This is a genomic window from Massilia scottii (genome assembly GCF_030846495.1).
Taxonomy (GTDB): Bacteria; Pseudomonadota; Gammaproteobacteria; order Burkholderiales; family Burkholderiaceae_D; genus Telluria_A; species Telluria_A violaceinigra.
Genome location: NZ_JAVCWM010000029.1, coordinates 17569 through 29860, shown reverse-complemented (window position 1 = coordinate 29860; position 12292 = coordinate 17569). Strand labels below are relative to the sequence as shown.

At 65.5% G+C, this 12292-nt stretch carries 10 protein-coding genes; 3 read left to right on the top strand and 7 right to left on the bottom strand.

From position 1 onward, the window contains the following. Nucleotides 1–97 precede the first annotated feature (97 nt). Nucleotides 98–883 (top strand): oxidoreductase, encoded by a 786-nt coding sequence (locus RBA41_RS27850; RefSeq protein ID WP_374709614.1) that lies wholly within the window; start codon nucleotides 98–100, stop codon nucleotides 881–883. Nucleotides 884–1132: 249 nt separating this feature from the next. On the opposite strand, the gene RBA41_RS27845 is transcribed toward RBA41_RS27850, so the two are convergent. Next, a complete protein-coding gene (locus tag RBA41_RS27845) occupies nucleotides 1133–1633 on the bottom strand; it encodes a hypothetical protein (RefSeq protein ID WP_306627635.1) in 501 nt (166 codons plus the stop codon). Between the two features lie 322 nt (nucleotides 1634–1955). Here RBA41_RS27845 and RBA41_RS27840 point away from each other — a divergent pair, with 322 nt between their 5' ends. Next, nucleotides 1956–3083, top strand: a complete 1128-nt coding sequence (locus RBA41_RS27840) for a methyltransferase (RefSeq protein WP_306627634.1) — start codon at nucleotides 1956–1958, stop codon at nucleotides 3081–3083. Continuing rightward, nucleotides 3080–3727: an amino acid kinase family protein gene (locus tag RBA41_RS27835; RefSeq protein WP_306627633.1), complete on the top strand. Its 648-nt coding sequence runs from the start codon at nucleotides 3080–3082 to the stop codon at nucleotides 3725–3727. The genes RBA41_RS27840 and RBA41_RS27835 overlap by 4 nt, the downstream gene beginning before the upstream one ends. On the opposite strand, the gene RBA41_RS27830 is transcribed toward RBA41_RS27835, so the two are convergent. The 6 genes from RBA41_RS27830 to RBA41_RS27805 form a co-directional block, all read right to left on the bottom strand. Then, a complete protein-coding gene (locus RBA41_RS27830) occupies nucleotides 3717–4412 on the bottom strand; it encodes a dTMP kinase (RefSeq protein ID WP_306627632.1) in 696 nt (231 codons plus the stop codon). The two genes, RBA41_RS27835 and RBA41_RS27830, sit on opposite strands and share 11 nt — an antisense overlap. After that, nucleotides 4409–5521, bottom strand: coding sequence for a PEP/pyruvate-binding domain-containing protein (locus RBA41_RS27825; protein ID WP_306627631.1), 1113 nt, complete (start codon nucleotides 5519–5521; stop codon nucleotides 4409–4411). Before RBA41_RS27825 ends, RBA41_RS27830 begins: the two co-directional genes overlap by 4 nt. Continuing rightward, nucleotides 5521–8538: a PEP-utilizing enzyme gene (locus RBA41_RS27820; RefSeq protein WP_306627630.1), complete on the bottom strand. Its 3018-nt coding sequence runs from the start codon at nucleotides 8536–8538 to the stop codon at nucleotides 5521–5523. Before RBA41_RS27820 ends, RBA41_RS27825 begins: the two co-directional genes overlap by 1 nt. A 105-nt stretch (nucleotides 8539–8643) precedes the next feature. Beyond that, nucleotides 8644–9465 (bottom strand): hypothetical protein, encoded by an 822-nt coding sequence (locus RBA41_RS27815; protein WP_306627629.1) that lies wholly within the window; start codon nucleotides 9463–9465, stop codon nucleotides 8644–8646. Between the two features lie 12 nt (nucleotides 9466–9477). Next, nucleotides 9478–9714 (bottom strand): hypothetical protein, encoded by a 237-nt coding sequence (locus RBA41_RS27810; protein ID WP_306627628.1) that lies wholly within the window; start codon nucleotides 9712–9714, stop codon nucleotides 9478–9480. Between the two features lie 570 nt (nucleotides 9715–10284). Next, complete coding sequence (locus RBA41_RS27805) at nucleotides 10285–12291, bottom strand: nitric oxide reductase activation protein NorD (protein ID WP_306627627.1); 2007 nt, start codon at nucleotides 12289–12291, stop codon at nucleotides 10285–10287. Nucleotide 12292: the final 1 nt, after the last annotated feature.

The following is a 12292-nucleotide window of genomic DNA, read 5'->3' as shown; positions in this document are numbered from 1 at the left end:
CCAGCAAAGGATTTCTGTGAACACCTATTCGCCTTCCCAGCATCAATTCAGGCCTGCCCACTGCGACCGCAATTTCAACCGCATTGGTTACGGCGCCATGCAACTGGCCGGCCCGCATGTGTGGGGCCCGCCGAAAGATCGCGCCGCCGCGGTAGCCGTGCTGCGCGAGGCGATCGAACTGGGAATCAACCATATCGACACGTCCGACTTTTACGGCCCGCATGTGACCAACCAGATTATTCGCGAAGCGCTGCATCCGTACCGTGACGACATCACCATCGTGACCAAGATCGGCTTTCTGCGTGGTGCCGACCAGTCGTGGATGCCGGCGGCGGCGCCCGCTCAACTGCGCGAGGCCGTGCACAGCAATCTGCTCAACCTGGGATTGGAAGCGCTCGATGTGGTTAATTTCCGCGCCCCGGGCCTGGAAGGCGCCGATGGGTCATCGATCGGTGACGCGCTGGAGGTGCTGGCCAGATTGAAGAATGAGGGATTGATCCGGCATATCGGACTGAGTAACGTCAACGCGCAACAGGTGGCCGAAGCGCAAGCGATTACCGGGATCGTCTGCGTGCAGAATCATTACAACCTGGTCCATCGCGGCGACGATGCGCTGATCGACAAGCTCGCCGTGCAGGGCATCGCCTACGTGCCGTTTTTCCCGTTGGGCGGATTCACGCCGCTGCAGTCGGGAACCCTGAACGAGGTGGCGGCAGCCATGGGCATCAAGCCGATGCAGGTGGCGCTGGCCTGGCTGCTCCAGCGTGCGCCGAACATCCTGGTAATACCTGGCACGTCGTCGCTGGCCCATCTGCATGAGAACGTTGCGGCGGGCGGGCTGCAACTCGATGCCTCGGCATTGGCGGCGCTGAACGCCATGTGAGTCGATTTTCCAGCTGCCGGAGCACGAGCAAGTACCGGCACTGCCGCGTATCAAGGGCTTGTCTCATACCAAAAAAGTATCAAGAGAAAGGTATTGGATCACACTTGAAGGTCGGGCATACAGTGTGCGTACTTGATCGGCCCGAAGGCGAGCGCACGGTGATTGCGGATGGCCTGACCAGCCCCGTGGAGCTGGCACGTGCACCCGATGGCAGCCTGATGGTGGCTACGTGGGGCGCCAACAGCGCGCTTACCGGTCTGCTGAACTTGCCACCTGATCAGTGCAAGGGCCGACGCGTTTCAACTCGTACTCGAGCGCCTCTAATGACGAGGCCAGCGCATCCTCATTCGCCGACCACCCTCCTTGCTGCTTGCACTCGCGAAGGATGCGATGCGATTGCAAAATGAATGAATCGATAAACGGCCTGGCCGCAGCTTCGCCTGTCGCCGTTTCGAAGCCGCTCGGTATTGCGTTCACGGCCCGGAACTCAAACGTAGCAGCGGATGTTTTCAGCACTTTCACCGCATAATCTCCTTCCATGAAAGGCACGGTCACGGTGCAACGATCGTTAACCGACAAGCGCAGCAGTGCCTGTGCCCACCATCCCAAGATGGTGACCACAAAATCGTCCCACCCCTCCGTCGGAAATGCAACGCCTCCGATGGTGAGGAAGAGGACCCCTGTAGCTGACCCATTTGGCCGCGTCTTCACCGTCGTTGGGTCGGTAGTCAAAAAGGTGTCGATGTTCATGTTTCAGTTGTCCTGACAGCGCAAAGTGGTGGGTTTTGGTCGAGCGCCGCAGATTGCCTGACGCAATCCGAAGTATGAGGCAAGCTGCATGAACTGACGCGGCATCTTGACAACTGCCGGTAAGGCGCGGGTAACGGTGTTCCGATGGACTCAAGCCTGTTTCCCTGATAGCGAACGCGGACGCCCGATGTCCTTTTCCGGTTCCCGCATCCGGCATGGCGTTGTGCGCGAATGTGTGTTTAACTTCATCACCGGTACCCGACAAACTGACGAAATAACGCGCGCTGCCGTGCGCGTCCTTTTGAGAAAAATCGAGGCAGGCATGGCGATCAACAGCGCGCACGCGACTCTCCCCGACGGCGATGACGGTGCCGATCCCGGCCTGCTGGCCGACTTGCTGGCGCAGCTGGGATATGCCGAGTATGTCGGGCATTTCAATCCCCTGGCGCCCGATCCCGCGGCCTGGCGCGCTTGCCGGCTGGCCGCGCCAGCCGCCTTGCAAGAATTGATCGCGCTGTTCCTGCTCAACGAGCCGGTCGCCATCGATGCCCTGCCTCCGGCGTTGCAGGCGCTCTTGCCGGACCTGGCCGCGCTGGCACTGATCGTCGAGGAACCCGGAGCCCGGGTCAGCACGGGCGGCCTTGTGCTCCTGCCTATCCTCGGCCACTGGCTGTTTTGCCACCCGCCGCAGGCGAACCCCGGTTTCTATTTCAACGAAGACAGCATGGCCCTGCTGACCCGCATGGCGCCCGGCCGCGGGACCTGCCTGGACCTGTGCGCCGGGCCGGGCTTGCACGCGCTGCACAGCGCCCGCTACGCGGACCGGGTGACAGCGGTCGAAATCGATCCCGCCTGCGCGCAACTGGCGCGCATCAACGCGCGCCTGAACCGCGTCGCCGGCCGGATGGAAGTGCTTGAAGGCGACCTGTATCAGCCCGTGGCCGGACGGCGCTTCGACACGCTGACCGCCAATCCGCCGCTGTTGCCGTATCCGGCCGGCTTGCGCCCGCCCGCCATCGGCCATGGCGGGCCGGACGGCATGGAAATCGTCTGGGCGATCCTCCATGGCTTGCCGCATGCCTTGAGCGAGCGCGGACTGTGCCAGCTGGTGGGCATGAGCTTGAGCGATGGCCGCAAGCCCCTCGCCACCGATCAGGTGGCGGCGCTGGCGAAGACCAGCGGGCTCGACATTCGCCTGACGGGTCTGTCGCACATTTCCCTCGGTCCCGGCAGCGCGTACCTTGGCGCCTTGCTCTACACGGTATGCCTGGTGTCGGGAGAACCGTTCGCACGGGTCGAGGAGGCGATGATGACGCTGCTCGGCGACGCAGGCGCAAGCCATGTTTGTCCGATCTTCCTGAGCGCCCGCCACGGCGCCGGGCAATTCGAATTGCTCGAACTGCCCAGCGATTACCAGCACGCGCGCTGGCACGCGGGAGCGCGGCAATGACGACCGTGATCAAGATCGGCGGCAGCCTGATTCCCGGCCATATCGCGCCCCTGTGCCGGGCCCTGAAGGCGGCGCCGCCGCAGCGCAAGCTGGTGCTGCTGGCCGGGGGCGGCGAGATCGTCGATGTCATTCGCGGCTACCGGCGCGCGCTCGGCCTGGACAACGACACCACCTATGCCATGGCATTGCTCGCGCTGGACCAGCACGCGTTTCTGCTCTGCGCGCTGGGGGCATTTCCCCTGGTGCGCAGCCTGCGCGAGGCTGGCGCCAGCGCCGATCCGCTCAGCGTGCTGGCCCCGGCCGCCGACATGCTGGCCGCCGCGCCGGGCGAGGGGGTCGATATCGACCGCGCCACGTCCGATTCGGTGGCCGCCCTGATCGCCGCGAAACTCGGCGCCGACCTGGTCGTCCTGACCGACGTCGATGGCATCTATAGTGGCGATCCCAAGACGTACCCGGATGCCGCACTGCTCGACCGGGTCGACGCCGGCACCTTGTTGCAAGCGACCTCGCTCGACGCCGAGGCCGCGGCCACGATCCGGCGCTACCGCATCAAGACCGCGGTGCTCAATGGCATGCAGCCGGAGCGGCTGCTCGCCTATCTGGCCGGACGCACGACGCGCGGGACGGAAATTATCTTCTGACAGCGTCACCTGGCATGGATCGCGGCGCGGCGCGGCCAGCCCGGGGCACCATCGTGGGCTGCGCGGCTGTGGTGGTGCCGGCGCGGAACACATCCATGGCCTGGGCCAGCATGTCCCTGGCGCTCAGGCGCCCATCGATGCGGGTGAGGGGAATAGCCGCGACATACTCAAGCATGGTTTCCCGTATCGCCCGCTGGAACGGCATGAAGTTGGCGACATCGCCATTGCACTCGAAGAAATTGATGTCCGATTTACGTTCCAGGGCCAGGGCCACGGGCGTATCGAGATAGACAATGTGCCCGGGGCGCGGCAGCGTCTGGCATAGCGGTTCCAAGAACGGCGCCGCCATCTCCAGCACCTCCATCTTGGCCACGAATTTGTACCAGTAGGAATCGACCACCACCGTCTTGCCCTCCGCCAGCGCCGGTTCGATCATCATTTCGTACTCGAGCGCAGCAAGGTAGCAAAACTGCGCGGCCCGCGAACGCGGCCCCAGGCAGCGCAGCGTGTCGTGCGGGCTCAGGCCGGGCAGGAGCTCCGGCAGCAAGGTCACGCTCGATAGCTGTTTCCAGTTCACCGTCACAATGTCCGGGCACCGTATGGCGAGGGCGTCGAGCAGGGTCGACTTGCCGCTGCCGTCGCCACCCAGCAGACAAAAAAAGCGGTCGTTGGCCGGATCGTTCATTGCATGGCTCCTTTTGCGTTGTTGGCCGGGGCGCTGCCCTTCAGTGCACGCATGACATAGTTGACAGCCGCGCCAGGGCGCGCGGTATCGGGGCGCGGCTGCCGCGTGTTCCAGGTGGTCTCGGGCCGGCTCTGCAGCAGCACGATATTGCCGGGAAAGGCCGCGTGGCGATCGATGGCCCATTCGATGTCCTGGGGCACGCCAAAATGCCGCTCGACCCGCTTGGCCAGCGCGGCCAGCGCCATCACTTCGCGCGCGCTCAGGCAGGGCGCCGTGCGCCGCCCGGCGGGCACCGCCATCTTGCGTACGGCGTCCAGCTCGCCGTCGACCTGGTATTCGCACACTTTGTCCGCGATGGTTGCGCTAATGAGGTGCAAGGTCACCTTGTCGACCAGATAGCGGTCGGGATCGACTTCGCCGGCCACCACGCTCTCGCCGAAGCCCCAGCCTGCTTCGATCACGATCTTGGATGGATCGCCGTTGCCCGGATTGAGCGTAAACAGCACCCCGGCCGCCCTGGCGTCGACCATGGCCTGGACCCCGACGGCAATCAATGCACGCTCCGGCGGAAACCCGGCACTGCGGCGGTAAGCCATGGCTTGGGCGGTAAACAGGCTGGACCAGCACTGGCGCGTCCTGGCCAGAAGCGCATCGGTGCCTTTGACCCAGAGCCAGGTCTCCTGCTGTCCGGCGAAACTGTGCGTGGCCAGGCATTCGGAAGTCGCGCTGGAGCGCACCGCCACGCACGCAAGGTCCACGCCCATCGCCTGGGCCAGGCGCCGGTAGCCCAGCGCGAGCTGCTCGGCGATGGCGTCGGCGACCGGGCTTGTTTCGATCAGGTCGCGAATGCGGCGGCTGGCCGCCGCCAGGGCGGCCGGGTCGTCGCCGGTGGTCGCGGCCAGCATGCGCGCCAGCTGCGCGCCGGGACCGCTGCCGAGGAAGCCGGCATAGGCATCGGTGCCGAGGACGAAGCCGGGAGGGACGGGAAAGCCGGCATGGATCAGCTCACCCAGGCGGGCAACCTTGCCGCCCACCAGGGCGATATCGCCGAGACGGCAGGCGGCGAACGAACGCGTCAGTTGTGCGGCCCCGGCCGTTGCGCCGCGCATCAGTCGATCACCGCCACGCAGCCGGTATCGCCATCGACACGCACCCGCTGCCCGGTCCGTATCACCTGGGTACCCACGCCGGTACCGACCACTGCCGGCAAGCCGTACTCGCGGGCGACGATCGCGCCATGGCTCATGATGCCGCCGACATCGGACACCACCGCCTTGATGCGCCCGAAGATCGGCGCCCAGCTGGGCGAGGTGACGGGGCAGATCAGGATATCGTCCTGCAGCACATCGGGCAACTGGTCCGCACTGGACACCACCCTGGCCCTGCCTTCGACCACGCCGGGCGACGCAGCGCAGCCCTTCAGGCGCACCGCGGCACCGCTGCCGGTATCGGTATCGGAAGAGGCGCCCAGCCAATTCCGGATCGTCTCCCCGGTCAGGCCCCACAGCATGATCACCAGGGGATCGGCGACGTTCTCGGGTGGCACCCCCAGGGCCGGCGGCGCCGTCCAGTTGCACAGTCCCGCGCGGATGTGCTTGCGCCGCACGATCTCGGCCGGCCACATCGCCGGTCCGCGCGCCGGCGTCGCCACGGCCCAGCCGGTGACCAGATCGAACAGCGCGGCCTCGATCTCGTAACGGTTGAGATGGAAGATATCGTCGATCTCATGCACGAATCCATGCGCCTTGAACACCTTGCCGAATTCCCGGATCTTGTTCCAGAAAACAGTGTGGTGCCAATGTTCGACGAAGAAATTGTGATTCTCGACGTAGGGAAACACGGTGCGCGAGAGCTGCAGCAGCTCGGCGAAACAGCCGCGGTCCTCTTCCGAGCCGAGCAGCGCCATGTATTCGGCGGCGATGCGCTCGCGCTCCTGGCGCACCGCGTCCAGCGGCCGCTCGATGTCGTCGCCGCGTTCGAGCCGTTCGACATAGTCGCGCATGGCGAGCAGCGGCAGCGACAGGTCGTCGATCCAGCTGCGGTCTTCGTGGGAGAACCCGGTGCCGCTGGAGAAATTGAACCACGGCTGTTTGGCGCGATCGAGGGCGCTCAGCCAGGTCCGCCCCGCTTCGCAGGCGCGCATGGCGGCCAGCACGCTGTCGGCATCGGCCTCGCCCTTGAGCAGGTGCTGCAGGCCGAGATCGATCGCCAGCCGCGCCAGCTTCTTGAGTTCGTCATCGGGCTGGAACAGCAGCACGTCGATGCCGGCCACCATCTGGGCGACGGTCTGGACCTCGATGCCGGGAAACGCCCCCTTGCAGAAATCCATGAAGCTCAGGTAAGCGGTGTAGCCGAGATTGAGCATCTCGAAGTGATACTGCCAGATCTTGAGCAGGCTTTCGATGACCCGGTTCCAGGCAACGATGAGTTGATAGCCCGAACCGATGCCGCGGCCTTCGGTGACCATGGCCTCGGGTTCGATGTCGGGCAGGTCGCCGATCTCGATCGCCTCCAGCTCGGCAATATGGGTACGCACCTTGGCCTGCCACTGCGCGTACAAGCTGTCCCAGTTCTCGAAATAATACCCGGCGCGCTGCTTGAAGACGCTGGCACGCTGTTCGATCAGGGCGGGATCGTCGATGCCATTCGGGCTCAGGTACAGATAGCCGTTCAGGATGCGCTGGTCGATGCCCAGGGCAGGGGGAATCAGGAACACGCGCGTGTTGTACTGCGACACGCCGATCCAGTGCGCCTCGCAGATGATGGCGTCGAACGGGTAGAGCGGCGCGGGATGGTGGATCTTGTCGGCGAACCAGAACTTGCTTTCCTCGAAGACGCGCCGCTCCTCGCTGAAGGTGTGATAGTAGGGATAGAGTTGCTGCCAACCCTCGCCGCCGGGCGGCGTCGGGATGTCGAAGGGACTGGGAAAGCTGGACGCGGCTGGACGCGGAGCGGGCGCCTCTGGCGTCGCGCCGCGGTCCGCTTGCAGCGCCGCAGGGCAGGCTGGCGCGATCAGGCCGGCATCGGCGAGCCGGGACGCGAGCGCGTCGAGCCGCCGTTGCGCCGGCATGGCATCGCTCGCGCCATCGGCATGGCGGGCTGGCGCCGGCCCGCTGGCCGCGCCGTCGAACAGGAGCGCCAGCCTGAATTCCTCGCCGCTCAGATCGAGCACGACGCCGAACTCGTTGATGCGCGCGATTTTCACACCCGTGGCGGTGCGGCAGAAGTCCATGTCCAGGGCCAGCGGCGGCAATGCGGTGCCAGGCATGTCCGCCCGGCTCTCGCCGTCATGGCGCTGCGCCGTTTGGTCCAGCAGGGCTTGTTCAGCCCAGAAGAAGACCGCGCGCGCGAAGGCCGAGACCGAATGGACGTAGGCCAGCGACTGCGCGTCGTGGTGCTCGGGAATCCGTTGCAAGCGCCAATACAGCTCGCTCGCGGCCAGGCCCGAGGGGCGGCAGGCCAGGGACGACTCCCAGTTGTCCGGGAGCCGCTGGAGCAGGCGGTGGCGCCATTTGGAGATCGGATTCGACAGGCCGTGCCCGGCCAGCAAGGCATCGATCGCATGGCCGAGCAGCTTGTGCGCGGCGAACACCAGGGTGGGAAAATCGCCGCACTCCTGGTAGCCGGCCATGTCGACCTGGATCGTCTTGGCGGTGTGGCGCGCCACCTGCAATTTCAGGCGCAGCAGATGGGATATGCGCGGCCGGTATCCGGGGTCACGCTGCTGGTCCGGCGGCTGTTGCCAAACCAGGCCGCAGGCCAGCCGGTGCAGCAGCACGCGTTCGTCATGGCTGAAGCCGGATTGATCGGATGCATCCCAGGCACGGCTGGCCCAGGTGTCCAGGCGGTCGAGCAGGGACCGGACCCGGCCCCAGGGCAGGATGCGCACATCGACCAGGCAGGTGCCGAGCGAAAAGATGAACTCGTCCTTGTAGCCGAACGCGTCGCTCTTGCGCTCGGTGACCAGGATCATGTCGAGGTCGGACTTGTGCGAGCCCAGCCCCTCCGCCAGGGAACCGGCCGCCAGCAGGATGTCGCCCGCCTCCAGGCCGATCAGGCTCTCCACATTGGCGATGACGCCAGCCTGGTCCGTGCCGCCCAGGCGCAAGAATTCGTCTATGTTCATAAGTGGTTCCAAAGGAGCTGGCACTTCAGTGCCGATACCACGGGCCGGCGCATTGCCTGCCCGGCGTCGCCGCGCCTGGCGGCGGCGCCGGTGACAGCGCGAAACTCAGTCGAACACGCCTTGCTTGAACTCATCGACGGTAATGTCGTTGAAGTCCTGGAAGCGCCTGCAGAACAGGTCGATCAAGCGCTCGATGCCGGCCTCGGCGGACATCTCTTCGATGAGCTTCGCGGTATAGCTGACATGCCTGAGTTCATCGCGCAGCAGCCGGTCGAGCAGCTTTCTGACCTTGGGCAGTGCGTGCTCGTCGCAGCAGGCGAACAGCGCGCGCCGCTGCATCAGGTGATGCAGCGTGGTGCGGATCTCGGCGATGTTCATCTGGATGAAATCATCGATGGTCGGCGCCCGGCCATACGGCGAGCCCTCGACGATGAACAGCGATTGCGCCATCGTGTATCCGGGCGAGAGTTGGCGCAATTGCTCCCGGAACTCGTCGTCCACCGAGTGCGGCAGGGCCAGGTCGAGCAGGGCCAGATAGAAGGTGGCATGGTTGGACTCGTCGACGGCATGCTGCTTGAGCAGGGCCTGGATGCCGGGGTCGTCGGCGCAGGCGGCCAGCGACCAGAGCCGGGTCGCGCCTTCGCCTTCGCGATACGAGTTCGTCAGCAGCGAGGCGGCCATCCAGCGCCGGTCCGCCGAGGCTTCGCGATAGGCGTCTTCATACACCTGCGATGCATACGGCGGACTGGCGCTTAAAGCGGTGCCGAGGGCGTCCAGATAGTGCGGACACTGCTCCGAGAAGCCGGACTCGTCCAGAGCAGCCTGGGCAGCGATGAAGACGCGCTCGGTGGACTGCTCGGAAGCGAGCAGCGTGTCGATATCGACAATATTCGTCCGGATCGGTGTCGTCACATTAGCGAGTTGCATCACCTTGCGCTCCTAGATCGCGCGCGAGACAGGGTCGAACGGCGAGTTCATCGCCACGAAGGCGCGATCGGCGTTCGGGAATTTCCTGGCGATCTCATCCAGGGTGGCTTGATCGAGGACCAGTTTTCCATCCTTGATTTGGCCGGACAGCACCATTCCGAGCCGGTTCTTCTCGAGTTTTTTTACAGCGGGAAGGACATCTTCTATTTTGTAAGAAGGAGCGGGGGTGGGAGAAGTCGAATTAGACATAGGTAACTCCTGTTTTAAATGAGGGAAGGAAATAAGGATAATGAACTCATCTGTTCATCATCGATGACCGTGTCATTAATAAACAAAAACTTCCAAGAAACAAGACGCAGCGATTTTTAATACGTTTGCGAAACTATTAAGGTATTTTTTATCTTTCCTCCTTTCTGTATAGCTTATGCAGAAAATCCAGTAAGAAATTTCCGTTTTTCAATATCCTGATTATCGAGGCAAAATCGCTCTACCGCCTGACGGGCGTAGGGCGCCTTCGATTGGAGTAACGGGATTTTTATTCTGCTCCAGAAAAAACCATCAAATCTATCAGATTGTCACCGGCGGCGATTTAATCAGCATGAGTGCATTAAAAATGCGGGAATAACAACACTGTATTATTGATGAGTTTTAATGCGCGCGATGACAAGCGCAGCGCGAGCGCGGCGGGATCAGCGGCAGGGTGAGGATCATTCTGGTGTGGAAATAATATCCCCACGGAATTCAGATATTCCTGCCGGATAAAACCTGCAGCCGCAGCGAGGTGGCGAGGCTGCCGATCGGGCGGCCTTATCGGGCGCGTCAGGCAGCGACCAGCTTGCGCAGCCACCCCAGCAGCACCGTGGGCAGCAGCTCGGCGCGCTGCAGCAGCGCGTAGGCATGCTCGCCGAACACGGCCGGCAGGTAGTTCGCGGCCTGGCGGTCGATGGTCAGGCAGAACGGCGAGATGCCCTGCAGGCGCGCCTCGGTGACGGCCTGGCGCAAGTCTTCCACGCCATAGCGCCCGTCGTACTGGTCGACATCGTTCGGCTTGCCATCCGAAATCACGATCAGCAGCTTGTGCCGGGCCGCCTGCATCATCAGGGCGGCGCTGGCGTGGCGCACGGCGGCGCCGGCCCGGGTATAGTTTTCCGGCTCCAGCCCGGCGATGCGCAGCGCCACGTCATTGCCGTACGGTTCCTGGAAGCGCTTGATGGCGCGCACCACGACCCCGCCCGGCCCCTCGCCGGAAAAGCCGAGCACGCTGAACGGCTCGCCCAGGCCCTGCAGGGCCGCGCAGACCATCAGCAGCGCTTCGCGTTCGACGTCGATCACGCGGCACTGGCCGGACACCCAGCTGTCGGTCGAGCCGCTGATATCGACCAGCAGCATCACGGCCAGGTCGCGCCTGGCGCGCCGTTCGGCTTCGTACAGGCGCTGGTCGAGGTTGCCGCCGGCGAGCTTCTGCGCCTGGTTGTCGATCCAGCCCTGCAGGTCGATGGCATCGCCGTCGAGCTGCTGGCGCAGCCGGGTGCGCTGGGCGCGCAGCAGTTCGAACTGGCGCCGCACCTCGCGCAGCATCGGCGCCTGGCGCCGGAAGATGGCGTCCACCGTGGCCTGCGCGCCGGGCAGCGCGGTGCACACCGTGACGATGGCGCCGGGATCGCGGTAGCAACGGGTTTTCCAGTCCCATTCCGGATACGGACAGGCTTCGCCGCCGGCGGCCTGCGGCGCCATGCCCGGCTGCCTGGCCTGGGCGTCGGGCGGGTCGTCCGAAAGCAGCACTTCGCGCGCCGCGCCGGGGGTCGACACCATGCGCGCTTCGGGCAGTTCGGACAGCGCGTCGGCAAAGTCTTCGGCGGCGCTGCTGGTGTCGCGGTCGGTAGGCCGCTGCACGCCCATGGCGTCTTCGGCCTGCTCGTGCGGCTGGGCGGTCTGCACCATCATCGGTCCGGCCGGCTGCTCGTCGTCCTCCTCCTGCGGCTGGCGCGCGCGCGGCCGCCGCGCCAGCCGGGCGCTGCGGCGCGGCCCGGAATCGTCCTCGCGTTCGCCGTCGCGGGAACAGGCCCGGGCCGCGCCGCCGGCCGCCGCCGGCATCAATTCGCCCAGCCACTCGTCGCGTACCAGGACCCGGCGCAGCGCCGCTCCGGCCAGCGGGACCAGGCCGGCCGCCATGCCGCGCGCCTGTTCCAGCACCTGGAGGGCGGTGCCGGCAGCGGCGGGCGCGCCCGACAGCACGGCGTGCAGCGCCTGTTCGAGCGGGCGCAGGGATGGCGCGAGCGTGCGCAGGGGCGGCCGCGCGGCCAGCGCCGCCAGGCGAAAATCCTGTAGCGCGCCGGCCATGCCGGGCAGGAGCCGCGCCAGCGCATCGTCGGCCGCGCGCGCTTCGAGCAGGTGGTAGCAGGCTTGCACCCAGGCGCTCTCGCGCTGCGGGTAGTGCAGGGCGCTGCCGCGCGTGGCGCGCATGGCTTGCTGCAGCAGCAACAGGCGATAGCGCGCCAGCGCGCGCTGTTCCACGCCGCCCGAGCCGATGGCGCGCGGCAGCCAGATGCTGTCGCCATCGGTGCCCGGCAGCGCAGCGGCCGCAGGAGGCGCCTCATGGCGGCGCAGGATCTTGTCGAGAAAGGTGCGCGGCGAGGGTGGCTGGGAAGGGCGCAGCCGGAAGGTGCGGCCGAAGACGGCGTGGGCCAGCAGATCGAGACGGGCGGCCACGTCGGCCAGTTCCAGCTGCGGCACGCCGGGACGCGGGCGGTGGCGCCGCCAGTATGCCTGCATGAAGACGGTGGCATGCCGGGCGGCATCGGTGATGACGTCCTCCGCCTCCGCCATG

Excerpts from the sequence above, each read along its gene's own strand:
- RBA41_RS27850 (WP_374709614.1), top strand. The coding sequence starts at position 98 with ATGCAACTGGCCGGCCCGCATGTGTGGGGCCCGCCGAAAGATCGCGCC.
- RBA41_RS27845 (WP_306627635.1), bottom strand. The coding sequence starts at position 1,633 with ATGAACATCGACACCTTTTTGACTACCGACCCAACGACGGTGAAGACG.
- RBA41_RS27840 (WP_306627634.1), top strand. The coding sequence starts at position 1,956 with ATGGCGATCAACAGCGCGCACGCGACTCTCCCCGACGGCGATGACGGT.
- RBA41_RS27835 (WP_306627633.1), top strand. The coding sequence starts at position 3,080 with ATGACGACCGTGATCAAGATCGGCGGCAGCCTGATTCCCGGCCATATC.
- RBA41_RS27830 (WP_306627632.1), bottom strand. The coding sequence starts at position 4,412 with ATGAACGATCCGGCCAACGACCGCTTTTTTTGTCTGCTGGGTGGCGAC.
- RBA41_RS27825 (WP_306627631.1), bottom strand. The coding sequence starts at position 5,521 with ATGCGCGGCGCAACGGCCGGGGCCGCACAACTGACGCGTTCGTTCGCC.
- RBA41_RS27820 (WP_306627630.1), bottom strand. The coding sequence starts at position 8,538 with ATGAACATAGACGAATTCTTGCGCCTGGGCGGCACGGACCAGGCTGGC.
- RBA41_RS27815 (WP_306627629.1), bottom strand. The coding sequence starts at position 9,465 with ATGCAACTCGCTAATGTGACGACACCGATCCGGACGAATATTGTCGAT.
- RBA41_RS27810 (WP_306627628.1), bottom strand. The coding sequence starts at position 9,714 with ATGTCTAATTCGACTTCTCCCACCCCCGCTCCTTCTTACAAAATAGAA.
- RBA41_RS27805 (WP_306627627.1), bottom strand. The coding sequence starts at position 12,291 with ATGGCGGAGGCGGAGGACGTCATCACCGATGCCGCCCGGCATGCCACC.